This window comes from Corynebacterium kozikiae (assembly GCF_024580965.1).
In the GTDB taxonomy this organism is placed as follows: Bacteria; Actinomycetota; Actinomycetes; order Mycobacteriales; family Mycobacteriaceae; genus Corynebacterium; species Corynebacterium kozikiae.
In genome coordinates, this window is the sequence record NZ_JANIKJ010000003.1 from 89,049 (window position 1) to 112,126 (window position 23,078).

The following is a 23,078-nucleotide window of genomic DNA, read 5'->3' on the forward strand; positions in this document are numbered from 1 at the left end:
GCACCCAACCCGCCGCTCCTGTGGAATTCGGCCAAGTTTTCCACAGAACGCCCGCCCCGCGAAGTCACCCACTTGACAATTGGTACAATCGTCCGGTGATTGTGACCAATGATTTTGAAGTCCGCGTCGGTGCACGCACCCTCCTCAACGCACCCGGCCAGCATCTCCGTGTGCAGCCCGGAGACCGGATAGGACTCGTTGGCCGCAACGGCGCAGGCAAAACCACCACCATGCGCATACTTGCAGGGGAAACTGAACCATACGCCGGCTCGGTGACCCGCAGCGGTGAGATCGGCTACCTCCCCCAGGACTCCCGTGAGGGCAACATCGAGCAGACGGCCCGTGACCGCGTCCTCTCCGCCCGCGGCCTGGACTCCATCATCCGCAACATGGAGCGCCAGCAGGAGATCATGGAAACTACGGAGTCGGAAGCCAAGCGGGATCAGGCAATTAAGAAGTACGCCCGCCTGGAGGAGCGCTATCACGCGCTCGGTGGCTATGAGGCCAACGCAGAAGCCGCCCAGATTTGCGACAACCTGGGCCTTCCCGCCCGCATCTTAGAACAGCAGCTCAAAACCCTCTCCGGTGGCCAGCGCCGCCGCGTCGAGTTGGCGCAGATCCTTTTCGCTGCTTCCGCGGGTTCGGGGAAGTCCCAGACCACCCTCCTCCTTGACGAGCCCACGAACCACCTTGATGCGGATTCGATCACCTGGCTGCGCGGCTTCCTTTCCAAGCATGAAGGCGGCCTGATCATGATTTCCCACGACGTGGATCTCCTTGAAGCTGTCTGCAACAAGATTTGGTTCCTCGATGCTGTCCGCGCCGAGGCCGATGTGTACAACATGGGGTTCAAGAAGTATTTGGACGCCCGTGCTACGGATGAGGCTCGTCGCCGTCGTGAGCGCGCGAATGCGGAGAAGAAGGCCTCTGCGCTGCGGGATCAGGCCGCGCGCTTGGGTGCGAAGGCAACGAAGGCGGCTGCGGCGAAGCAGATGTTGGCACGCGCGGATCGCATGTTGGGTTCGCTGGATGATGTCCGGCAGGCGGATAGGGTGGCAAACATCTCCTTTCCTGAGCCGGCTGCTTGCGGCAAGACCCCTCTGAATGCGAAGGGGCTGACCAAGATGTACGGCTCCCTGGAGGTGTTCGCCGGTGTGGACCTTGCCATTGACAAGGGTTCCCGCGTGGTGGTGCTGGGTTACAACGGCGCGGGCAAGACCACGTTGCTGAAACTGTTGGCGGGTGTGGAGCGTACCGACGGCGAAGGCGGCATCGTTACAGGTCACGGGCTGAAGATCGGTTACTTTGCCCAGGAGCATGACACGATCGACCCTGAGAAGTCGGTGTGGCAGAACACCATTGAGGCTTGCCCGGAGGCGGGGGAGCAGGACCTGCGTGGCCTGCTCGGTGCGTTTATGTTCCAGGGGGAGCAGCTTGATCAGCCGGCCGGCACGCTGTCTGGTGGTGAGAAAACCCGCCTAGCCCTTGCCGCGCTCGTGAGCTCCCGAGCCAACGTCCTTCTCCTTGATGAGCCCACCAATAACCTGGACCCGGTGTCGCGCGAGCAGGTTCTTGATGCGTTGCGGACGTATTCGGGCGCGGTGGTGTTGGTGACACACGACCCAGGCGCAGTGAAGGCCCTTGAGCCTGAGCGTGTGATCGTTTTGCCGGATGGCGATGAGGATTTGTGGAGCGATGATTACATGGAGTTGGTGGAGCTGGCTTAGTTCCGGAATCCGTGTACGGGCGCAGGGATGAATCCTCCGCGGCTGATGAAGGCGGCGTTGTCTACTTGGGAGACGGGGATGACGGGGGCGTAGCCGAGTAGCCCGCCGAAGTTCACTTCGTCGCCGGGTTTGGTGCCGGGTACCGGGATGACGCGCACGGCGGTGGTTTTGTGGTTCATGACGCCGATGGCGGCTTCGTCGGCGATCATCCCGGAGATGAGGCTGGCGCTGGTGTCGCCTGGGATTGCCACCATGTCTAGTCCCACGGAGCAGATTGCGGTCATGGCCTCGAGCTTGTCGATGCTGATGTTGCCCGCGCGGACGGCGTCGATCATGCCCTTGTCCTCGGACACGGGGATGAAGGAGCCGGACAGCCCGCCCACCCGCGAGCATGCCATCATGCCGCCTTTCTTGACGGCGTCGTTGAGCAGCGCGAGTGCTGCGGTGGTGCCGTGGGTGCCCACCTGCGCAAGCCCCATGTGCTCCATGATGTGTGCGACGGAATCGCCGAGCTCCGCGGTGGGGGCTAGGGAGAGATCGACGATACCAAATGGCACGCCGAGCCGTTCGGATGCCATGGTGCCCACGAGTTGGCCGGCACGGGTGATTTTGAAGGCCGCCTTTTTGATGGCTTCGGCCACTTCGTCGAGAGTCGCGCCGTCGAGGTCGCCGAGCGCACGGTTGACCACACCTGGGCCGGAGACGCCCACGGATACCACGCAGTCTGGTTCCTCTACGCCGTGGAAGGCGCCGGCCATGAAGGGGTTGTCGCCTACGGCGTTGGCGAACACCACGAGTTTGGCGCAGGCGATGGCGCTGCGGTCGGCGGTGCGTGCGGCGGCGTCCTTGATCACTTCGCCCATGAGTGCCACGGCGTCCATGTTGATGCCGGCGCGGGAGGAACCGATGTTGACTGACGAGCATACGACGTCGGTCTCGGTGAGGGCTTCGGGGATGGATCGGATCAGGCGCTCGTCCCCGGCGGTCATGCCTTTTTCCACAATGGCGGAGTAGCCGCCGATGAAGTTCACTCCCACTTCTTTCGCCGCTCGGTCGAGTGCGTGGGCGAGTGCTACGGGGGAGCCCTCAACGGCAGAGGTGATCAGGGCGATCGGGGTGACGGAGATGCGTTTATTGACGATGGGGATGCCGAGTTCCCGCTCGATGCTTTCGCACTGCGCAACTAGGTGTTCTGCCTGTGTGGTGATTTTTTGGTAGACGGCATCGCAGGTGTCTTCCATGGTGCCTCGCACGCAGTCGAGCAGGGAGATACCCATGGTAACGGTGCGGATGTCGAGCCGGTATTGCTCGATCATTTCGATGGTGTCGAGGATATTTGACGCTGAGTGTTGGATGGTCATTAGATCACGTTCATTGCGTCGAAGATGGCCTGTGACTGGATGCGGATCACCAGTTGCTCTTGCTCGCCCACTGCGTCCATCCGCTCCTGAATGGTGGCGATGTCCACCTCTGCTTCGTCGAAGGCAACGTGCAGGATCATGGTGAAGTATTCACCCATGAGGGTTTGGGAGACGTTGTGAATATTCACGTTCATTTCGGCACAGGCGGTGGACACGGCAGCGATGATGCCGGTGTGGTCTACACCGGTCACAGTCATGATGGCAAACATGCCAGTGATGTTACTCGCAATAGGCTACGAAGTTGCGCAGCACCTGGTGTGCGCCGTCGTATGTGTATTTGTGGGTGGTTGCCACAATTGTGTCGTAGTCGGCGGGGGAGAAGTAGCCGTAGTCGTAGTAGAAGTCCATCCGGGTTTGCAGCGCGTCGGCGTCCATCTCGGCGTGGAATTGGCAGGCCCAGGTGCTGGCGTTGGCGCGCACGATTTGGATCGGGCAGGTGGGGCCGGTGGCAAGGAGTTCCACTCCGGTACCGACGCTCGCAGCGTTCTCGGTGTGCCCGGTGACCGCGAGGAATTCGGCGGGGAGGCCGGAGGTGATGGGGTCGTTGAGGCCAGCTTCGGTGAGTCGGACGACGGTGGGCCCTGAGTCTTCCGCCCATTCCCTGTTCACTGATCCTCCGGTGATGCTGGCCACGAAGGTGTTGCCGTAGCAGAGGAAGAATACTGGCAGGGGGTTGGCTAGGAGTGCTTCCAGCTCTTTGTGTACTTGGAGTTGCCAGTCGTCGTATTCAGGTGAGGTGACCAGCAGCGGGCTGCCGCCTACGATGATGCCGTCAAATCCAGCCGTGTCCCCTACGGTCTTGGTGGCGTCGTCAAGCATTCGGTGGGTCACTTGGTCAGGGGTGAGCCCGGTTGCTTTGAGGACGTCTTGGTATTCTGCGGCGGCGATGTGTTCGCCTTTGCGTGGGGAGACGAGCAGGATGTTGACCATAACGGGCTAGTGTACTGCATGCGCGCGCACGGATTGTTCCACGAGGCTGAGCACGGCGTCGAGGTCTTCGGTGGGGGCGCCTGAGGCGAGGCGGGTGATGAACCCGTCGAGCATGGTTTCCAGATATGTGTGTAGTACAGAGATGGGAACGTCGTCTCGCATCCGCCCTGATGCGGCGTTGGCTTCGAGTCGTGCGCGGACCGCCTGATCCAGTACTTGTTGGTGTGCTTGCCACCTGGCGCGGAAGGTGGAGTCGGTGCGTAGCATTTTGGTGATTTCGAGGCGTGTTGCGAGCCAGTCGTGGCGTTCGGGGTGGGCGAGCATGTCACGCATCACTGCTACTAGGCCGTTTGCGGCTACTACTTCTGCCATGCGGGTGGCGTCTTCTCGCGCGAGGGCGAGGAAGAGATTTTCCTTGTCACCGAAGTGGTGGAAGATTGCGCCGCGGGATTTCCCGATGCTTTCTTCCAACCTGCGCACGGTCGCTGATTCATAGCCGTATTCGGCGAAGCAGCGCCGTGCGCCTTCAAGGATTTCCTGGCGCCGTTGCGTGAGCTCGGTGGTGCTAACGATTGGCATTGGGGATCTCCTTGGGTGGAAAAAAAAGGGGGCACGCAGCCCCCTTTTGTGGTGTTACGCCTTGATCATCTGGCGCAGCACGTACTGCAGGATGCCGCCGTGGCGGTAGTAGTCGGCTTCACCTGGGGTGTCGATGCGCACCACAGCGTCGAATTCAACCTTCTCGCCGTTTTCCTTCGTGGCGGTGACGTGCACGGTCTTCGGGGTGCGGCCTTCGTTGAGCTCCTCGATACCGGTGATATCGAAGGTCTCGTGGCCGTCGAGGCCCAGGGACTCGTGGGATTCGCCCTCAGGGAACTGCAGTGGGATCACACCCATGCCGATGAGGTTGGAGCGGTGGATGCGCTCGAAGGACTCGGTGATCACGGCCTTCACACCGAGCAGGTTGGTGCCCTTTGCAGCCCAGTCGCGGGAGGAACCGGTGCCGTACTCCTTGCCACCCAGCACCACCAGTGGGATGCCGGCTGCCTTGTAGTTCTGGCAGGCGTCGAAGATGAAGGACTGTGGCTTGTCTTCCTTGGTGAAGTCCAAGGTGTAACCGCCGGTGACGTCCACGAGCTGGTTTGCCAGACGGATGTTGGCAAAGGTGCCGCGCATCATGACCTCGTGGTTGCCGCGGCGGGAACCCAGCGAGTTGTAGTCATTGCGCTCCACACCGTTGGCGTCCAGGTACTGGGCGGCTGGGGTGCCCGGCTTGATGGAGGACGCAGGGGAGATGTGGTCGGTGGTCACGGAGTCGCCGAGCTTCGCCAGCACGCGTGCGCCGGTGATGTCGGTGACAGGCTCTGGTTCGATGCCCATGTCATCGAAGTATGGAGCCTTGCGGATGTAGGTGGAGGCCTCGTCCCACTCGAAGGTGGAGCCGGTTGGGATCTTGATGGCCTGCCACTGCTCGTCGCCCTTGAACACGTCTGCGTAGTCGGCCTCGTAGAGCTCGCGGGAGATTGCGGAAGCAATGGTCTCTTCGATCTCTTCGGTGGATGGCCAGATGTCGCGAAGGAACACGTCGTTGCCGTCTTGGTCTTGGCCAAGTGCCTGGGTTTCAAAGTCAAAGTCCATGGTGCCGGCGATGGCGTAGGCGATGACCATGATTGGGGAGGCCAGGTAGTTCATCTTCACGTCTGGGGAGATGCGGCCTTCGAAGTTGCGGTTGCCGGAGAGGACGGCGGTTGCGGCGAGGTCGTGCTCGTTGATTGCTTCGGAGACTTCCTCTGGAAGCGGGCCGGAGTTACCAATGCAGGATGCGCAGCCAAAGCCCGAGAGGTAGAAGCCCAGGGCCTCGAGGTCCTTCCAGAGGTCGGCGCGCTGGTAGTAACCGTCCACAACCTGGGAGCCCGGTGCACAGATGGTCTTGACCCATGGCTTTGCCTTGAGGCCCTTTTCATTTGCCTTGCGGGCAATGAGGCCTGCGCCCACCATGACGGATGGGTTGGAGGTGTTGGTGCAGGAGGTGATGGAAGCGATGGCAACCATGCCGTGGTCGAGGGTGAACTCGCCGCCGTTGGGGGACTGCACGGTTACTGGCTTGGATGGGCGGCCGGTTGCGCCGGCTGCTGCGGACTCGCCGTTGCCTGCGCGGGAGGAGTTGAAGCCAGCCTCGCGCACTGGTGCTGGGTCGTTGCCTTCGCCCTCCGCACCCATCTTGATGGCTGGGATGGACTCGTCGCGGCACACCTCGTCGGTGGTGTAGGAGGTGAGGTCCTTACGGAACTGCTGCTTTGCCTCGGACTGCAGGATGCGGTCCTGTGGGCGCTTGGGGCCTGCGATGGATGGGACAACGGTGGAGAGGTCCAGTTCGAGGTACTCGGAGTACTCTGCCTCAGGTGCGTCCTGCTCCAGCCACATGCCCTGTGCCTTTGCGTAGGCTTCAACGAGCTCGATCTGCTCTTCTGGGCGGCCGGTGAGGTGGAGGTACTTGATGGTTTCTTCGTCGATCGGGAAGATCGCACAGGTGGAGCCGAACTCTGGGGACATGTTGCCGATGGTGGCGCGGTTTGCCAGTGGGATGGACTTCACACCGTTGCCGTAGAACTCCACGAACTTCTGCACCACGCCGTGCTGGCGGAGCATGTCGGTGATGGTGAGCACCACGTCGGTTGCGGTCACGCCGGCTGGGATCTCACCGGTGAGCTTGAAGCCCACAACGCGTGGGATGAGCATGGACACTGGCTGGCCGAGCATTGCAGCCTCAGCCTCGATGCCGCCCACACCCCAGCCCAGGATGCCCAGGCCGTTTTCCATGGTGGTGTGGGAGTCGGTACCAATACAGGTGTCTGGGTAGGCCAGGCCTTCGTTGTCAAAGACCACGCGAGCCAGGTACTCGATGTTCACCTGGTGGACGATGCCGGTTCCTGGAGGAACCACGCGGAAGTTGGAGAAGTTCTCCGCACCCCAGCGCAGGAACTGGTAGCGCTCTTCGTTGCGCTCGTACTCGATCTCAACGTTCTTCTCCAGTGCATCGGAAGCGCCGAAGGCCTCGATGATCACGGAGTGGTCGATCACCATTTCTGCTGGGTTGAGTGGGTTGACCTTGTTTGGGTCGCCACCCAGGGTCTTCACGGCCTCACGCATGGTAGCGAGGTCCACCACACAAGGAACGCCGGTGAAGTCCTGCATGAGCACGCGTGCAGGGGTGAACTGGATTTCCACGCTTGGCTCAGCGCTTGGGTCCCAGTTTGCGATTGCCTGGATGTGTTCGGTGGTGATGTTTGCGCCGTCTTCGGTGCGCAGGAGGTTCTCACCAAGAACCTTCAGGGAGTAAGGAAGTTTCTCCATGCCTTCCACAGCGCTGAGGGCGAAGTAGTCGTAAGACTTCCCGCCAACTTCAAGCTTCTGCTTGGCGTTAAAGGAGTTCTTGCTTTCGGTCACAGTGAGCTCCACTTCATATAGGAAATGTTGATTTTCTGCAGGTGATCGTTGCGCGCGCAGCAAAAGGCGCGTCGCCTCACGCACATCCTAACAGTACGGCTGTCCTGTTGTTGCGGATTCACCCCGTATGGGCGCGGTGTAGCTTCCGTTTGGCGTTGGCATCCACCCACAAACGGGGCTGTATCTTCCGCTGCGCAGGCGTGTTACGACGAGCCCAGCGCCGCAGCGTTCCCCAACATCGTGTGGCTGCGGGACGGAATCAAGCTACAAGGGTAGAGAGTGACTTAGATCAAGTTTGTATCATTTACTATCCTGAAGCAACGGTTGAGGGTTGGTGAGTAGTTCGGTACGGAGAAGTCAATGCGCCACGCCGGACAGTATTGAAAATGTAACTTAAATCACAGTAACGTTTTGGCAACAATATCGTCGCAGGTCAGACACGCCCCTGTGAAAATTGGGACTTATGTGACGCAGGTTTTCTAGCGGGATTGGTTGGAATTGATGCAGACAAAGTGGTGCAAGTGCTTTATGGTTCAAATGTCGGCTCACGGGTCGATCCCAGACACTTGACTTTCATTTCCTATGGGGGATGGGCTTCAGAACTGGGACTCAAAGGAAGCAAGACCTTTTCGCGCATGTGGGGAAGCACGCGCTGGAATAATCAAGTTTGCCTCCTAGACCCTGTGAGCCGTTTGAGAACTTGAGGAGTCATACATTGGCTCCAATATGAATGCTCTAGGAGACCACGTGACTCGTTTGGCTTTGACCCCAGCGGCAGCGGCGCGCCCAACCCGCCAGTTGGTGATGGCAGGCACCCGCATCGCAGCCGTCACTGTTGCTACTGCGGTTGCTTTTTCACCGCTCGCGTACGCACAGCCCGCGAGCCCAAGCGATGCAGAGATCGCAGCCGCACAGGCTGCCGTCGGTTCTTCGGAAGCGTCTGTGGCGCAACTCGCTACTTCTATTTCTGCCGCCGACGGACAAATCTCCTCGATTGAGCTCACCATCGGTAGCCTCCGCGAGGCCGTGAACAAGGCCCTAGTGGACTTGGACGTGGCACAGCAGGCTGCTGAGCAGGCCCGCCAGGAAGTGACCTCCGCGCGCGGCGATTTGGATGCCACTCAGGAGGAGATCGCTCAGGCGCAAGCTGCGCTCAATGAGATTTCTCGTTCCCAGTACCGCCGTTCCGCTTCTGGCTCAGGCGTGGGTGCGGTGTCTGGTAACGCCACCACTGAGGACGCCCTGGCTCGTCAAACCTATCTCCGTGTGAACGCTGACAAGCAGCGAGAGGTCATCGCTACTTTGGATCGCCTGCGCACCGAGCAAGCGAACAACGATTCTCGCCTCCGCGAGGCCCGCAACGTGGCAGAGCTACGCGCCGGCGAAGCAGAGCAGGCCCGCGCAACCGTACAGTCGGAGATGGACCGCTCCAACGCCGAGCTCGAGGCAAAGCTGGCAGAGCACGCAGCCCTGATTGCACAGCGCGTAGAGGCGCAGCGTGAGCTTGATGCTGCTCGCGGCCAGGTCACCGAGCTCGAGAACCAGCGCACCGAATACGAGCAGTACCTCGCTGCAGAGGAAGCCCGCAAGAAGGCTGAGGAAGAGGCTCGGAAGAAGGCTGAGGAAGCTCGCCGTGCGGCCGAGGCAGCCGCAGCGGCACAGCGTGCAGCCGAAGAAAAGGCCGCCAAGGAGGCCGCGGAGCAGGCCGCTCGTGAAGCCGAGGCCGCTGCAGCCCGGGAGGAACAGGCACGCCGAGAGTCCGTGGCAGCAGCAGAGGCACTGGTCAGTGCAACCACCACCGCACCCCAGGCGCAAACCCCTGCTGAGACCCCGGCCAGCGAGCCCACCACCGCTGAGCAGGCAGACGATGACCTCTATGTGACCCTCGAAGATACAGAGGACGCAGCGGGCGCAACCGGTACCGAATCCTCCGTGATCCCAAGTGAATCTGCTTCCGCACCGGCAACGAGCGCGGCGTCGGCAAGCGCTTCCACCCCCGCGGTGACTTCCGGGAACCGTGAGGAAAAGATTGAGGCCGTGATTTCTCGCGCGATGGCGCAAATTGGCACCCCCTACGCCTGGGGTGGTGGCGATGCGAATGGCCCAACCCGCGGAATTCGGGACGGCGGCGTTGCCGACTCCTACGGTGATTTCAACAAGGTGGGCTTTGACTGCTCCGGCCTGGTGCTCTACGCATTCGCTGGCGTTGGCATTGAACTGCCGCACTACACCGGCTACCAGTACCAGCGCGGCACCAAGATCAACCCATCCGAGATGCAGCGCGGTGACCTGATCTTCTACGGCCCCAATGCCGAGCAGCACGTGGCAATCTACCTTGGCGACGGCCAGATGCTCGAAGCGCCAAACTCCGGCTCCACTGTCCGCATCTCTCCAGTGCGCTGGTCTGGGATGAGCCCGTACGCAGTGCGCCTGATCTAAGGGCACGCCCCAAGGTCCCGCCACCCCGTACCAACCTCACCGCCATGGTGGGGCAAGGCACGGGGTGGAACTGTTTGTCCAACTTTCGTTTGAAGCGAAGGTTCTTCTATGCTGTTTCCTTATGGGTCCGCACACAACTTATGAGTACGTTCCGGCAAGCATTCCCGTTGAGGAAATCGACGCTTTATTGCTGTTGTCTTTCGGCGGCCCCGAGGGCATGGATGAGGTCCGCCCATTTCTGGAAAACGTTACCGCTGGGCGCGGTATCCCTCCGGAGCGCCTTGATGAGGTGGGTGCCCACTATTACCACTTCGGTGGCGTCAGCCCACTCAATGCGCTCAACCGGGAGATGATCGCCAACATTGAGCAGGAGTTGCGTTCTCGCGGCTTGGATATCCCCGTGTACTTTGGCAACCGCAACTGGAAGCCCTACGCGGGGGATGCGGCCCGCGAGATTGCCCAGGCCGGCCATCAGAACGTGGCAGTGTTCGCCACCTCCGCGTGGGGCGGTTACTCCGGCTGCTATCAATACGATGAGGACATCCAAAAGATGCGGGCGCTCATCGCCGAAGAAGGCCTGAGCGAGGTGCACTTTTACAAGCTCAGCCAGTTTTTCGCCCACCCAGATTTCCTGGACATGCAGGTGCGAGCCACCCGCGCGGCCTTCGCAGAACTTGGGTTTGCTGATCCGCAGCTCGCGGCGGCTTCGGCGCAAGCGCGCCTGGTGTTCACCGCTCACTCCATTCCGGTTCCCGCTGATGAGGGCTCCGGGATCGATTCCGACGGCACGCTCTACTCCAACCAGGTCGCTCAAGCCGCTGCGGGCACCGCCCAGCGACTGGGCATCACGGACTACGACGTTGTGTGGCAGTCCGCCTCTGGCAACGGCCGGATTCCGTGGCTCGAGCCGGACATCGTGGACCACGTGGAAGCGCTCCACCACCAGGGCGTAAGCGCGGTGGTTGTGGTGCCGATTGGCTTCATTTCCGATCACATGGAAGTGGTTTGGGATTTGGATAATGAGCTGGCCGACGCCGCCAAGGACCTAGGCATGCAAGTCGCCCGCGCGGCCACCGTCGGTCCGTGGCCGGAATTCGCCGCTTTGGTGGTGGATTTGGTGCAGGGGCTTTCGGCTCCTGGGGACATCCCCGTAGAGGGCCCGGTGGCTCAGCGCGGCTGCACCGTGGACGGTGCGCCCTGCGCAGTGGGGTGCTGTCAGCCGCGCAAGCGCCCCCACTCGGCGCAGCAGTAGCTCACCGCGGCCATTCGGGCCAGGCGAATCGGCCTGCCCAGGCCTAGGAGCTCTGGGTCAAAGGTGTGATCGCCTAAGCGGTCCACCACTGTTTCCACGATCGCTGCAACGCGGTCCGCGCGCGCAATGAGTTTGCCCGCCCGCGGCGGCACCTCTGGGGGCAGCCCCGCGGGGTTTTCATAAAAGTCCTGCAAAGTTCCCACCGTGAGCCGCGGATTTGCGTGGCTTGATGGCCCGTGATTCATTGATTCGATGAGTTGGGCGGCAGTGTTGGTGGCTTGGGTGAGCAGGGCGTCGGCGTCGCCGGGGCTCAAAAATGCCCGCGTTCGCAAGGGGCCGTGCATCTCCGTTTCCCACAGCGTGACCTCCGGCAGAAACTTTGGAGTGAGCAACATCGCTTCCTCCTGAGCATTCAAGATTGCTATCGCGGCTGCCTGACCTGCGTCGTGGGTGTTACCTGGCCCGGCGAGCAGCAATTCCACCCGCGGGTGGCGGGGACCCAACGCGAACCTTGACTCCGACTCCCGTCCCTGGTCCTTATCCAGCTCGGCGTGCCTTCGCACGGATGCCGCCAGCTCGGTGAGCCCCCGCCCGTCTGGGGTGGTGAAAAGCCCGCCGAGCTGCTCGAGTGCCTCACTGAGCGCGTCGAAACTTTGCTGATGATACAGCCAAGCTGCCCACCATATCGCTGCGTTTTGGGTTGGGGAGTAGACATGTGCGCGCAAATCCATGATTGCTCAAGCCTAGCCGATACCCTTGGAGCCTATGGATCCGTATAGTGGCGACATTTTGCAAGGGCACCAACGCAAGCAACCGCGGCAATTTCCGCAGGTACCGGCCAAGCCGGGCGAGGTCGTGGAAGTGCTCGCCGATGGCTATGTGGGTGCAGTGGTGGGGTTTGAGCGCACCTACGACGGCGACTTCGTGCGCCTCGAGGACCGCCGCGGGGCAACCAGGATTTTCAAGATGCGCCCCGGCGCGTTCATGATCGACGGCCAGCGCGTGACCCTCACTCGATACGTGGAGCAGCGCGACCCCCGCCAGAACCGTTCCAATTCCGGTTCGCGGCGCGTGGAAAATGTGCAGGCCAAGGTGGCGGCGCCGTCGCGGATCTGGGTGGAGGGCATTCACGACGCGGCCATTGTGGAAAAGGTTTGGGGGCACGACCTGCGCGTTGAGGGTGTGGTTGTGGAGTACCTAGAGGGTCTGGACAATTTGGAGGCGAGGCTCAAGGAGTTCGGTCCGTCGCCGCAACGGCGGGTGGGGGTGCTCGCTGATCACTTGGTGGAGGGTTCCAAGGAATCGCGCCTAACCGAGCAGGTGGGTCCAGATGTGCTGGTGACAGGGCATCCATTCATTGACATTTGGGCGGCCGTCAAGCCGGAGCGCCTGGGGCTGCGCGCGTGGCCGGAGGTTCCCTATGGTGAGGATTGGAAAACAGGCGTGTGCCGCCGCGTGGGGTGGAGTGACCCCAAGGAGGGCTGGAATCGGGTGTATTCCGCAGTGAACACCTACAAGGACTTGGACACTACGTTGGTAGGCGCCGTGGAGCGCCTGGTGGATTTTGTCACCACCCCGAGCCTTTCCAAGGCCGACCTGATGTAGCAAACGTCTGTATCCTTTAGTCCGTGGGTGCATTAATTTGGTTAGTAGTTGCCATTTTGCTCGCCGGCATTGAGATTTTCGCTGGTGAGCTGACGTTTCTGATGCTTGCTGGCGGCGCCTTGGCTGCCGCGGGCGTTGGGCTTGCGGATGTTCCCGTGTGGGTGGAGGTCGTGGTGTTTACGGCCGCCTCCATCGGGCTGTTGTTTTTTCTCAAGCCGGTGCTGCGCCGTAGATTGCAAACACAACCTCTCCAGGCCCATGACACCAAGGCGCTGGTCGGTTCTTCTGCCAGCGTGGTGGAGCAGGTCAGTGCAGCCGGGGGAATTGTGCGTCTCGACGGCACCTTTTGGTCAGCGCGCCCGCTGGATCCCAGTGAGGTGTTCGAGGACGGAACCATGGTGCAGGTTGTGCAAATTGATGGATCCACGGCAGTCGTAGTCAAAGCCTAAGAATTGAGGATCGACGTGAGTTTTGAATTGATCTTTGTCGCGGTGCTCTTATTGTTCGCACTGGTGGTGGTAGCTCGCTCGATTGTGCTGGTGCCACAGGGTGAAGCCGCGGTGATTGAACGCTTGGGAAGCTACACCCGCACCATTTCCGGCGGGATTTCTCTCCTTGTGCCCTTCGTGGACCGTGTGCGCGCCAGGGTTGATACCCGTGAACGCGTGGTGTCCTTTCCGCCGCAGGCTGTGATTACCCAGGACAACATTACGGTGGCCATTGATACCGTGGTGACCTTCCAGATCAACGAACCCGAACGCGCCATTTATGGCGTAGACAACTACATCGTGGGTGTGGAGCAGATCAGTGTGGCGACGCTTCGTGACGTCGTGGGTGGCATCACCCTGGAAGACGCCCTCGTGTCCCGTGAGATGATCAACCGCCGCCTGCGCGGCGAGCTGGACGCTGCCACCACCAAGTGGGGCCTGCGCATTTCCCGCGTGGAGCTCAAGGCAATTGATCCACCACCATCCATCCAGCAGGCCATGGAGCTGCAGATGCGTGCGGAGCGTGAGAAGCGCGCCACCATCTTGGCGGCCGAGGGTAAGCGCGAGGCGGACATCCGCACAGCTGAGGGTGAAAAGCAAGCGCAGATCCTGGAGGCTGAGGGCTCCAAGCATGCAGCCATCCTGGCTGCGGAGGCAGAACGCGAGTCCACCATTCTGCGCGCCGAGGGCCACCGTGCGGCAAAGCTGTTGGAGGCACAGGGTGAGGCGCGCTCGATCCAGAAGGTCAACGCCGCCATCAAGGCCGCTCAGGTGACCCCAGAGGTGCTGGCCTACCAGTACCTAGAGAAGTTGCCACAGCTCGCCCAGGGCTCCGCGTCCACTATGTGGATGATTCCAATGCAGTTTGGCGATTCCCTGGAGCAGTTTGCAAAGGCCCTGGCCAATAAGGGTGAAGACGGGGTGTTCCGCTACGAACCCACCCCTGCGGATCAACACTCACTGGACATCGCCTCTGAGGACGATCACGAAGCCTGGTTCAACACCAACAGCAACCCAGAAATCCAAGCCGCACTCGCCGAGGCCAACAAGGTGGCCAAGCAAACCGTGGATGAGGCAGTGGCTAACACCGCGGTGCCCAATGCTGAGGTCAATGTTGAGGCTGATGAGTCCAAAGCGCCCAAGCAGCTCGAGCAGCTCGAGCAGATGGAGCAGGACCAGGGCTTCGGCAATCCCTACGCCACTGCCACTGAGCAGCCCCGGCACCTTGCTGCTGAAACGGAGACGGGGGCGGAGACGAACTAGCGCGCCTGACTCAGCAGCGAAAGCGCAATCTGATAGCCAGCCAACTCAGCCTGCCAACCGGCAGCCTGTAGGCGCTGGCTCATCGCTTGTTTGGAGATCCCCAATTCTTCTGCGGCCTCATTCTGATTGAGTCCGGCGCGCATAAGGCTGGTCGCCTCCCGGCCTTCCGCGGTGCGCTTTGCCAGGATGTAGGCGAGCATGGTGAAGGTGCCGGAGATGTTGCTGGCGAGCTGTTGCTCGCCCTGTCCGTAACCCTGTATGGCCACCTTCACGCTTCCCGCGCGGGCATGCGCCCCGAGCTCCCGTTGGGCGAGCAGTTGTGCGGCGCTGGGGGCGTCGGACGCCGCTCCAAGTTCCGGCAGAGGCGAGCCTTCGCCGGCAACGGCTGCGATGCTTACTGCCCAGTCGCCCGCGGATAGCAGCGCCATGGTGGTGTCGGTGACAGCCGCGGCGGTGTGAATTTCCGCTGAGATGTCCTCCACGCCAAGCACCTGGAATTCGCCGACTCCCTCCAGGGTGGAGAGTGCTTTGGCTGATTGGGTCACAAACTGTGCGCGGCGGCGTTCGCGGCCACGATAACGGGCATGCAGTGCGTACATAATGCCCACAGCATAGCAAGGTCTACGCTCAGGGCTTGACTGGAATGCGGGTGTCGAGGATCAAACCCAGGACCCCCAGCGCCGCGAGGCCAAGCGTGGCAAGCACGATTTGGGTGTCGGCACCGGTGGCCAGCGAGTTACCGAGCAGTACCGTGACCACCGTGCCCGGCGCGGAGCCCACCAGCGTAGCCACAGTGAAGCCAAGAGCAGGCACGGGGCTGAGCGCTGCAACATAATTGAGGATGGAAAACGGCACCGCCGCAATCATCCGGAGTGCGGTGATGGATGCCCAGCCCCGCTTGTGTAGCCGGTGAGAGACACCGCGCACCGCCGGATGGGCAAGGCGCGGACGCATCCAGTTGCCAAGCAGGCGGCGCACGATGAGCAGTGAAATCAGCGCGGAGACGGTGGTTGCCGCAAGGGCGACGCCGACGCCGAGCGCAGGCCCAAAGAGCACACCGGAACTCAATGTGAGCACGGTGCGGGGGATGGGAAATTGAGTAATGGCCACGTAGAGGGCAAAGAAGCTGAACACAAACCAACTGCCCTGCTGCATGGACCACTGTTGGAGGGTGTGGAGGCTCGGGATGTCTGCCAGCAACGTGATCGCCACGAAGGCAGTCCCTGCGGCGCTGACCGCTAGTTTCTTCCACGTAGGCCAGGCTGCAACGGTGTTGAATCCGTCACGAAAAACCCCACGGAGAAACTCGAGAAAACTGTTCACCTTGGATAACTCTAGCGGTGATGTGGGTTTGGTTGGGGTTCATGTCTGTTTGGGGGGTGTTTGAAGAAAAATCCCGTGGCTTTGCGGCTACACTCTAAAACGTGCTGTGAGGCGCCGGTCACCCCGTGGTTGCCCTGTGCCTTTGCGCCACAATTTTGCCAACAATTCACAGTTTTGTCCGTGCTCTTCTCTGCTCATCTGTGGCGGATGTGGAGCCTGAATGAACCAAAAAGGGGAGAGGGTCCACTCGTGACTGACACACGATTTACCCAAACCGAGGAATTCGAAGCCAAGCAGCAGGCTTGGTACAAATCTGTGGCCAGCGTGTTTGCGCGCATTCAAAAGAAGGACGTTGCAGACGTTCCTCTTGATGTGTGGCGCAAGCTCGTTCGGACCACCTATGACGGCATTGAAGTCAACCCCCTCTACAACCGCGTCGATGAAGTTCGCGAGGCAGCAGCACCAGGTGAGTTCCCATTCACCCGCGCAGCAGCCGGCGCTGGCGCACAAGAGGGCGTGGGCTGGGGCGTCACCGAATCCTTCGGCGCAAACGCAACAAACGCTGAGCTGCTCGCGGCTCTGGAAAACGGCACCACTGATCTCGTCATCTACGGCGAGCCAATCCTTGCCGAGCTGCTCAAGGGTGTGCTGTTCCAGTACGCACCCGTCCGCCTGAACGCAGGTCTGGCTACCGCGAAGCAGGCTCAGGCACTCTACGAGCTTGCCGACGCGCAAGAGGGCACCCCGGTGCGTCTGGAGCTCGGCGCCTCGCCGCTGACTTCTTTGGTTGATGGCTCCCCATCTGTGGATCTTGACGCCGCTGTGGAACTGGCAAAAGAGGCTGCAAACCGGGAAAACACCCGGGCGATTCTGGTGGACGCCGTATCGCTTTCCAACCAGGGTGCAACTGATGGCGAGGAAATCGGCCTCGCAATCGCCGCGGGTGTGGATTACCTGCGCGCTCTGACAGATGCCGGCCTGAGCGTCGAGCAGGCTCTGGGCCAGCTTTCCTTCCGCTATGCGGTCAGCGATGACCAATTTGCGCAGATCTCCAAGCTGCGTGCCGCACGCACCCTGTGGGCTCGCGTTGCAGAGGTGCTGGGTGCCGCAGACCATGGCTGTGCACCACAGCATGCCCTGACCGCACCGGTGATGTTCAGCCAGCGCGATCCATGGGTGAACATGCTGCGTTCCACTGTGGCCGCCTTCGCAGGCGGTGTGGGTGGCGCTACCGATGTTGAGGTGCTCACCTTCGACTGGGCAATCTCAGGTGGCCTGCCCAACACCTCCCGCACGTTTGCGCACCGCATTGCCCGCAACACCAACCTGTTGCTCCTGGAAGAGTCCCACCTGGGCCACGTGATCGACCCAGCCGGCGGCTCCTACTACGTGGAGCAGCTCACCAACCAGCTCGCCGAGAAGGCTTGGGCGGTGTTCCAGGACATCGAGTCCAAGGGTGGCTTTGCTCAGGCCGTTAACGCGGGTGCCGTAAAGGAACTGCTGGATGCTTCCCATGAGAAGGTTCGCAATGACATCGCGCACCGCACCAAGAAGCTCACCGCAATCAACGAGTTCCCGAACCTCGCAGAGGCCGCGCTTCCTGCGGACCTCCGCGTGGAGCCAACCCATGTGCGCCGCTGGGCAGCGCAGTTCGAAGCTATGCGCAACCGTTCGGACGCTTTCCAGGAGGTCAAGGGCAACCGCCCACGGATCGCCCTGATCCCACTTGGCCCGTTGGCCAAGCACAACATCCGTACCGGCTTTGCCACCAACCTGCTGGCTTCTGGCGGCATTGAGGCTTTGAACCCAGGCCAAGTTGTGCCTGGCACCCCTGAATTTGATGAGGCAGCCAAGGCTGCGCCAATCGCAGTGATCTGCGGTACTGACGCCGAGTATGTGGCCAACGGCAAGGAGGCCTTCGAGGCCCTGCGCGCCGCAGGTGTGGAGCACATCCTCGTTGCGGGCGCACCGAACGATGAGTTCACCGCAGACGGTTACCTCAACCTGAAGATCGACGCAGCCGCAGAGCTTGAAGCGCTGCTTGAAAAGTTGGGAGCGTAAGCCACCATGAGCACCATCCCGAATTTTGCACAGACCCCAGCAACCCCAGAGCACTCCGGCGCTACCGACGCCGCCGCGCTGCGCGAGCAGGTGTGGACCACCCCTGAAGGCATCGACGTCCCCCGCGTGTTCAACCGCGAGGACCGCGACGATTCCGTAGCCGCCGAGCAGCTGGATTCCTTCCCCGGTATGCCACCGTTCATGCGTGGCCCATACCCCACGATGTACACCAACCAGCCGTGGACCATCCGCCAGTACGCTGGCTTCTCCACCGCTGCGGAGTCCAACGCCTTCTACCGTCGTAACCTCGCCGCCGGCCAAAAAGGCCTCTCCGTGGCCTTCGACCTGGCCACCCACCGTGGATACGACTCCGACAATGAGCGCGTAGTTGGTGACGTCGGTATGGCCGGCGTTGCCATCGACTCGATCCTGGACATGCGCCAGCTCTTCGAGGGCATTGACCTGGGCAACGTTTCCGTGTCCATGACCATGAACGGTGCGGTGCTGCCAATTCTGGCGCTGTACATCGTTGCCGCTGAGGAGCAGGGCGTGCCGCCGGAGCAGCTCGCCGGCACCATCCAGAACGACATCCTCAAAGAGTTCATGGTGCGTAACACCTACATTTACCCACCAAAGCCCTCCATGAGGATCATCTCCAACATCTTCGAGTACACCTCTTTGAAGATGCCTCGCTTCAACTCCATCTCCATCTCCGGCTATCACATCCAGGAAGCTGGTGCGACCGCTGACCTGGAGCTGGCATACACCCTGGCTGATGGTATTGAGTACATCCGTGCAGGTAAGGAAGTTGGCCTGGACGTAGACAAGTTCGCACCACGCCTCTCCTTCTTCTGGGGCATTTCCATGAACACCTTCATGGAGATCGCAAAGCTGCGCGCTGGCCGCCTGCTGTGGAGCGAACTGGTTGCCAAGTTCGATCCAAAGAACCCCAAGTCGCAGTCCCTGCGTACCCACTCCCAGACCTCCGGTTGGTCCCTGACCGCCCAGGACGTCTTCAACAACGTGGCCCGCACCGCCATCGAAGCAATGGGCGCAACCCAAGGCCACACTCAGTCCCTGCACACCAATGCACTGGACGAGGCACTGGCGCTGCCAACGGACTTCTCCGCTCGCATCGCCCGCAACACCCAGTTGCTGCTGCAGCAGGAATCCGGCACCACCGCCCCTGTTGATCCTTGGGCCGGCTCCTACTACATCGAGTGGCTCACCGAGCAGCTAGTTGAGCGTGCACGCAAGCACATCGAAGAGGTGGAGGCCGCGGGTGGTATGGCCCAGGCAACCATCGAGGGCATCCCCAAGCTGCGCATCGAGGAATCCGCTGCCCGTACCCAGGCACGCATTGACTCTGGCCGCCAGGCCCTGATCGGCGTGAACAAGTACGTGGTTGAGGAAGACGAGCAGATTGAAGTGCTCAAGGTGGACAACACCAAGGTGCGTGCAGAGCAGATCGCAAAGCTCGAGCAGCTCCGTGCAGAGCGCGATGAGGCAGAGGTGCAGCGCGCACTCGACGCCCTGACCGCCGCAGCCCAAAACGAGCACAAGGAGCCAGGTGACCTGGAGCAGAACCTGCTCAAGCTCTCCGTGGACGCCGCTCGCGCTAAGGCAACCGTCGGTGAGATCTCTGACGCCTTGGAGAAGGTCTTTGGCCGCCACGAGGCTGAGATCCGCACGCTGTCCGGCGTGTACAAGGAAGAAGTTGGCAAGGAGGGCACCGTGGATAACGTGGAGAAGGCCATCCGCATGGCTGACGCCTTTGAGGCTGAGGAAGGCCGCCGCCCACGCATCTTCATCGCCAAGATGGGCCAGGACGGCCACGACCGCGGCCAGAAGGTGGTTGCGTCCGCATACGCTGACCTCGGCATGGACGTAGACGTCGGACCGCTGTTCCAGACCCCAGCCGAGGCAGCTCGCGCGGCTGTGGATGCCGACGTGCACGTCGTCGGCGTGTCCTCCCTCGCCGCAGGCCACCTCACCCTGGTGCCTGCGCTCAAGGAGGAGCTGGCCAAGCTTGGCCGCGAGGACATCATGATCGTGGTTGGTGGCGTGATCCCACCGGGCGATTTCCAAGAGCTCTACGACGACGGTGCCGTGGCAATCTACCCACCAGGCACCGTGGTTGCGGAGTCGGCGATCGACATGCTGACCAAGCTGGCAGCCAACCTTGGTATTGAACTCGACGTCTAGCAGTCGCTGAGTCATACCAGCAGGTAGTCCACCTCGAACACACCGGCCCCTCATGAACATATGCGGGGCCGGTGTTGCCACATTCAAGGAGCACCCCACCATGAACGAGTTTTTGGAACACCACCTAGGATCGCTGCTCACCACCGCGGGAACCGACCTCGGTGAGGCAACCGCAGTGGCCCCGGAGGTGATCAAGCGCGCACGCAGGCGCATAGACATCGACGAGCTCTTTGAAGGAGTGCGCAGCCGCAACCGGACCCTGATGTCTCGGGCAATCACCCTGCTGGAATCCACCGCGCCGGCGCACCGTGTGCTCGCTCAAGAGCTGCTGGTCCGCCTGCTGCCGTTTTCCGGCAAAGCCTTGCGAGTTGGCATCACCGGCGTCCCAGGCGTGGGCAAGTCCACGTTCATTGAGGCGCTCGGCATGAAACTCATCAACGACGGTCACAAGGTGGCGGTGCTCGCGATCGATCCATCCTCCACCAAGACCCGTGGATCGATCCTGGGTGATAAGACCCGCATGGCAAAGCTGGCCCGCGAGGACGACGCTTTCATCCGTCCCTCACCCTCCGCGGGCACGCTCGGCGGCGTAGCCAAGGCAACCAGGGAATCCATGGTGGTCTTTGAAGCCGCAGGTTACGACGTCATCCTGGTGGAAACCGTAGGCGTGGGCCAATCCGAGGTGGCGGTGAGCCAGATGGTGGACTGCTTCACCTTCCTCGCACTCGCCGGAGCCGGCGACCAGCTCCAAGGCATCAAGAAGGGCGTGCTGGAGATGGCGGATCTCATCGCCATTAACAAAGCCGACGGCCCCAATCTGAAAAACGCCAAACGCGCTGCGCGCGAGCTGGCCGCAGCCATGCGCATGGTCCGCCAGGAGGACGCGCTCTGGCATCCACCCACCATCACCATTTCCGCGATTGAGCACCAGGGAATTGATGATTTTTGGCAGGTGGTCAAGGACCACCACGCGGTGATGCTGGAATCAGGCCGCTTTGAGCACAACCGCCGCGAACAGCAGGTGCAGTGGATGTGGTCCATGGTGCACGAAACCCTGCTCCAGCGGCTCAACACGAACCCGGACGTAATCAGCGCCTCGAAGTTGGCGGAACGCCAGCTCCGCGACGCCCAGATCACCCCAACGCTCGCGGCGCAGCAGGTGCTGGACGCCTTCGACGGCGTTACCACGGATGAGGGCGGTAATCCTTAAGGAAACAGCCATAGAGGTCCACGCCGTTTTCACCCTGCACGATTGGGTCGTACACCCTGGCGGCTCCGTCAACGAGGTCGAGCGGGGCGCGGAATCCCTCCTTGTGGAGGCGCTGCTTGGTGGTGTGCGGGCGTTCGTCCGTAATCCACCCCGTGTCCACCGCCGTCACCAGCACGCCGTGCTCCACGAGCTCCCCGGCCACTGTCCGGGTGAGCATGTTGAGCGCGGCTTTCGCCATGTTGGTGTGTGGATGCCCGGGCCCCTTATAGCCGCGGCCGAACACGCCTTCCATCGCCGAAACGTTAACCACATACTTCCTCCGGGCCTTCGCTGCGATGAGCGCCGGGCGCAGCCGGTTCAACAAAATGAACGGGGCAGTGGCATTGCAAAGTTGCACCTCGAGCATTTCAATAGGATCGACCTCGCCCACCTTGGCCACCCAGGAGTTGTGGCTCACCAGGTCAGGGATTAACCCACCCGCGTCTACGGTTTGCTCCGTGTGTGCCCCGGCCTGCAGCGCGAGCATGCTCTCGTCTACCCAGCGTTGCGCTGCGTTGGCGCTTTCGAGCTGTTGGGGGTGCAAATTGTGGGTGGGGCCGTAGCTCAGCACCTTGACCTCCGCTGCGGCGCCGGTGAGTGTGGCCTGCTCGGCGTCGATAAGCCCACTGTAGGCTCCGGGGCTGCGCCGGACTGTCTGCGCGGCGTTGTTGATCAGGATGTCTACGGGTGCTTTGGCGAAGTCTTCCGCGAACTCGGCGACGCGAGCGGGGTTACGCAGGTCAATGCCAACGACGTTCAGGCGGTGCAGCCACTCGGGGGAGTCGGCTACTGCGGCGAACCTGCGGGCGGCGTCGGCGGGGAAGCGGGTGGTGATGGTGAGGTCAGCGCCGTCGCGCAGGAGCTTCAACGCGATATACATGCCGATTTTTGCCCGTCCGCCGGTGAGGAGGGCGCGCCTGCCGCTGAGGTCCACGGAGGCCTCGCGACGCCGGCGATTGTCCGCGGCGCAATCCGGGCAGAGCTGGTGATGGAAGCTATCCACTAAGGTGTAGGGCTTCTTGCAGACGTAGCAGTTCTGCGCTTTCCGGAGCTTGCCGGCGAACCCGTGCGGCGTGGCTACCGCGCCGGCTTCGAGCGCAACCGGCTTTTGGCCCAAGGGGGAGATGAGGAGTCCGGCGGTTTCGTCATCTACTCGATTGGCGCTGGCTGTGGCGGTGCGACGGAGGATCTGTTCGTCAGCGTTGCGGCGTTCCTGTTTGGCCTCCTGGCGGCGCGCCTTCTTCCACTGTTTGTAGAGACCGGAAAGTGCCTTTCGGAGCTGCTGGGCTTCGGGGGAGTCCTGGTTGAGCTCGGCGGCTGCTTCAAGCACGCGAAGTGTGGTAGCCAGGTCTTTCTGCGTGATCCGTGTGTGGTCCATGGTGCCCTTCGGCGGCAAGGGGTGTTGGTGAACAAAAAATCTCGCAACACCCTGGTGGGTACTGCGAGACTTCGATATGTTGTGCCCGAGGGGGGACTTGAACCCCCACGTCCGTTAGTAGGACACTAGCACCTCAAGCTAGCGCGTCTGCCATTCCGCCACCCGGGCTTTGGGTGTTGTTCAGCCTTTCGGCTGGGCACTTGCATAACTATAAAGGTATGCGCGTGTAACCACAAATCGCCTTGTCAAAGGTGTGTTTGTGGGGTGCTGGTGGGTGGGATCCGCACAGC

Annotated in this window: 18 protein-coding genes and 1 tRNA gene; 9 read left to right on the top strand and 10 right to left on the bottom strand. The window is 61.6% G+C overall.

The genetic code is table 11. The features are described from left to right. Positions 1-95: 95 nt before the first annotated feature. Positions 96-1,727: an ABC-F family ATP-binding cassette domain-containing protein gene (locus tag NQ018_RS03530; RefSeq protein WP_257052055.1), complete on the top strand. Its 1,632-nt coding sequence runs from the start codon at positions 96-98 to the stop codon at positions 1,725-1,727. Here NQ018_RS03530 and NQ018_RS03535 read toward each other — a convergent pair. Genes NQ018_RS03535 through can form a run of 5 tightly spaced genes read right to left on the bottom strand, consistent with a single transcriptional unit; the run spans position 1,724 to position 7,525 of the window. Next, positions 1,724-3,088, bottom strand: coding sequence for a PFL family protein (locus NQ018_RS03535; protein ID WP_257058464.1), 1,365 nt, complete (start codon positions 3,086-3,088; stop codon positions 1,724-1,726). The two genes, NQ018_RS03530 and NQ018_RS03535, sit on opposite strands and share 4 nt — an antisense overlap. Then, positions 3,088-3,357 (bottom strand): ACT domain-containing protein, encoded by a 270-nt coding sequence (locus tag NQ018_RS03540; protein ID WP_257038079.1) that lies wholly within the window; start codon positions 3,355-3,357, stop codon positions 3,088-3,090. Before NQ018_RS03540 ends, NQ018_RS03535 begins: the two co-directional genes overlap by 1 nt. A gap of 10 nt (positions 3,358-3,367) precedes the next feature. After that, positions 3,368-4,078: a glutamine amidotransferase gene (locus NQ018_RS03545; protein ID WP_257038080.1), complete on the bottom strand. Its 711-nt coding sequence runs from the start codon at positions 4,076-4,078 to the stop codon at positions 3,368-3,370. Positions 4,079-4,084: 6 nt separating this feature from the next. After that, positions 4,085-4,657 carry a TetR/AcrR family transcriptional regulator gene (locus NQ018_RS03550; RefSeq protein WP_257058466.1) on the bottom strand — a complete coding sequence of 191 codons (573 nt, stop codon included), beginning with the start codon at positions 4,655-4,657 and terminating at the stop codon, positions 4,085-4,087. 54 nt (positions 4,658-4,711) lie between these two features. Then, positions 4,712-7,525 carry an aconitate hydratase gene (gene can / locus NQ018_RS03555; RefSeq protein ID WP_257058468.1) on the bottom strand — a complete coding sequence of 938 codons (2,814 nt, stop codon included), beginning with the start codon at positions 7,523-7,525 and terminating at the stop codon, positions 4,712-4,714. Between the two features lie 804 nt (positions 7,526-8,329). Between can and NQ018_RS03560 the strand changes: the two genes are divergently transcribed. Together NQ018_RS03560 and NQ018_RS03565 are read left to right on the top strand one after the other, a co-directional pair. After that, positions 8,330-9,964, top strand: a complete 1,635-nt coding sequence (locus tag NQ018_RS03560) for a DIP1281 family NlpC/P60 protein (protein WP_306428912.1) — start codon at positions 8,330-8,332, stop codon at positions 9,962-9,964. 121 nt (positions 9,965-10,085) lie between these two features. Beyond that, on the top strand, positions 10,086-11,216 hold the full coding sequence (locus NQ018_RS03565; RefSeq protein ID WP_257058473.1) for a ferrochelatase: 1,131 nt from the start codon (positions 10,086-10,088) through the stop codon (positions 11,214-11,216). Here the strand turns inward: NQ018_RS03565 and NQ018_RS03570 are convergent. Further along, entirely contained in the window at positions 11,180-11,947 is a 768-nt protein-coding gene (locus NQ018_RS03570) for an Rv1486c family protein (protein WP_257058475.1), read from the bottom strand. The two genes, NQ018_RS03565 and NQ018_RS03570, sit on opposite strands and share 37 nt — an antisense overlap. A 34-nt stretch (positions 11,948-11,981) precedes the next feature. Between NQ018_RS03570 and NQ018_RS03575 the strand changes: the two genes are divergently transcribed. From NQ018_RS03575 to NQ018_RS03585, 3 genes are read left to right on the top strand one after another with little or no spacing between them, the layout of a single operon-like run. Then, positions 11,982-12,821, top strand: coding sequence for a DUF3097 domain-containing protein (locus tag NQ018_RS03575; RefSeq protein WP_373566887.1), 840 nt, complete (start codon positions 11,982-11,984; stop codon positions 12,819-12,821). Between the two features lie 23 nt (positions 12,822-12,844). Further along, the gene (locus NQ018_RS03580; protein WP_257058480.1) at positions 12,845-13,270 is read left to right on the top strand and encodes an NfeD family protein; all 426 of its coding nucleotides are present in this window, start codon (positions 12,845-12,847) and stop codon (positions 13,268-13,270) included. 9 nt (positions 13,271-13,279) lie between these two features. Next, positions 13,280-14,572, top strand: a complete 1,293-nt coding sequence (locus tag NQ018_RS03585) for an SPFH domain-containing protein (protein ID WP_444861397.1) — start codon at positions 13,280-13,282, stop codon at positions 14,570-14,572. On the opposite strand, the gene NQ018_RS03590 is transcribed toward NQ018_RS03585, so the two are convergent. Both NQ018_RS03590 and NQ018_RS03595 read right to left on the bottom strand, forming a co-directional pair. After that, the gene (locus NQ018_RS03590) at positions 14,569-15,171 is read right to left on the bottom strand and encodes a MarR family transcriptional regulator (RefSeq protein WP_257038088.1); all 603 of its coding nucleotides are present in this window, start codon (positions 15,169-15,171) and stop codon (positions 14,569-14,571) included. The genes NQ018_RS03585 and NQ018_RS03590 overlap by 4 nt on opposite strands. A gap of 28 nt (positions 15,172-15,199) precedes the next feature. After that, positions 15,200-15,895: a TVP38/TMEM64 family protein gene (locus NQ018_RS03595; RefSeq protein WP_257058483.1), complete on the bottom strand. Its 696-nt coding sequence runs from the start codon at positions 15,893-15,895 to the stop codon at positions 15,200-15,202. Positions 15,896-16,144: 249 nt separating this feature from the next. On the opposite strand from NQ018_RS03595, the gene NQ018_RS03600 reads away from it, so the two are divergent. The 3 genes from NQ018_RS03600 to meaB all read left to right on the top strand — a co-directional run bounded on the left by NQ018_RS03600 (position 16,145) and on the right by meaB (position 21,371). Further along, positions 16,145-17,956, top strand: coding sequence for a methylmalonyl-CoA mutase family protein (locus NQ018_RS03600; protein WP_257058486.1), 1,812 nt, complete (start codon positions 16,145-16,147; stop codon positions 17,954-17,956). A 6-nt stretch (positions 17,957-17,962) separates the two neighbouring features. Then, positions 17,963-20,161 carry a methylmalonyl-CoA mutase gene (gene scpA / locus NQ018_RS03605; RefSeq protein ID WP_257038091.1) on the top strand — a complete coding sequence of 733 codons (2,199 nt, stop codon included), beginning with the start codon at positions 17,963-17,965 and terminating at the stop codon, positions 20,159-20,161. Between the two features lie 100 nt (positions 20,162-20,261). Then, entirely contained in the window at positions 20,262-21,371 is a 1,110-nt protein-coding gene (gene meaB, locus NQ018_RS03610; RefSeq protein WP_257058488.1) for a methylmalonyl Co-A mutase-associated GTPase MeaB, read from the top strand. Here the strand turns inward: meaB and NQ018_RS03615 are convergent. Together NQ018_RS03615 and NQ018_RS03620 are read right to left on the bottom strand one after the other, a co-directional pair. Then, the gene (locus NQ018_RS03615) at positions 21,343-22,788 is read right to left on the bottom strand and encodes an SDR family NAD(P)-dependent oxidoreductase (protein ID WP_257058489.1); all 1,446 of its coding nucleotides are present in this window, start codon (positions 22,786-22,788) and stop codon (positions 21,343-21,345) included. The genes meaB and NQ018_RS03615 overlap by 29 nt on opposite strands. 82 nt (positions 22,789-22,870) lie before the next feature. Further along, positions 22,871-22,956: transfer RNA gene (locus tag NQ018_RS03620), tRNA-Leu, on the bottom strand. Positions 22,957-23,078: the final 122 nt, after the last annotated feature.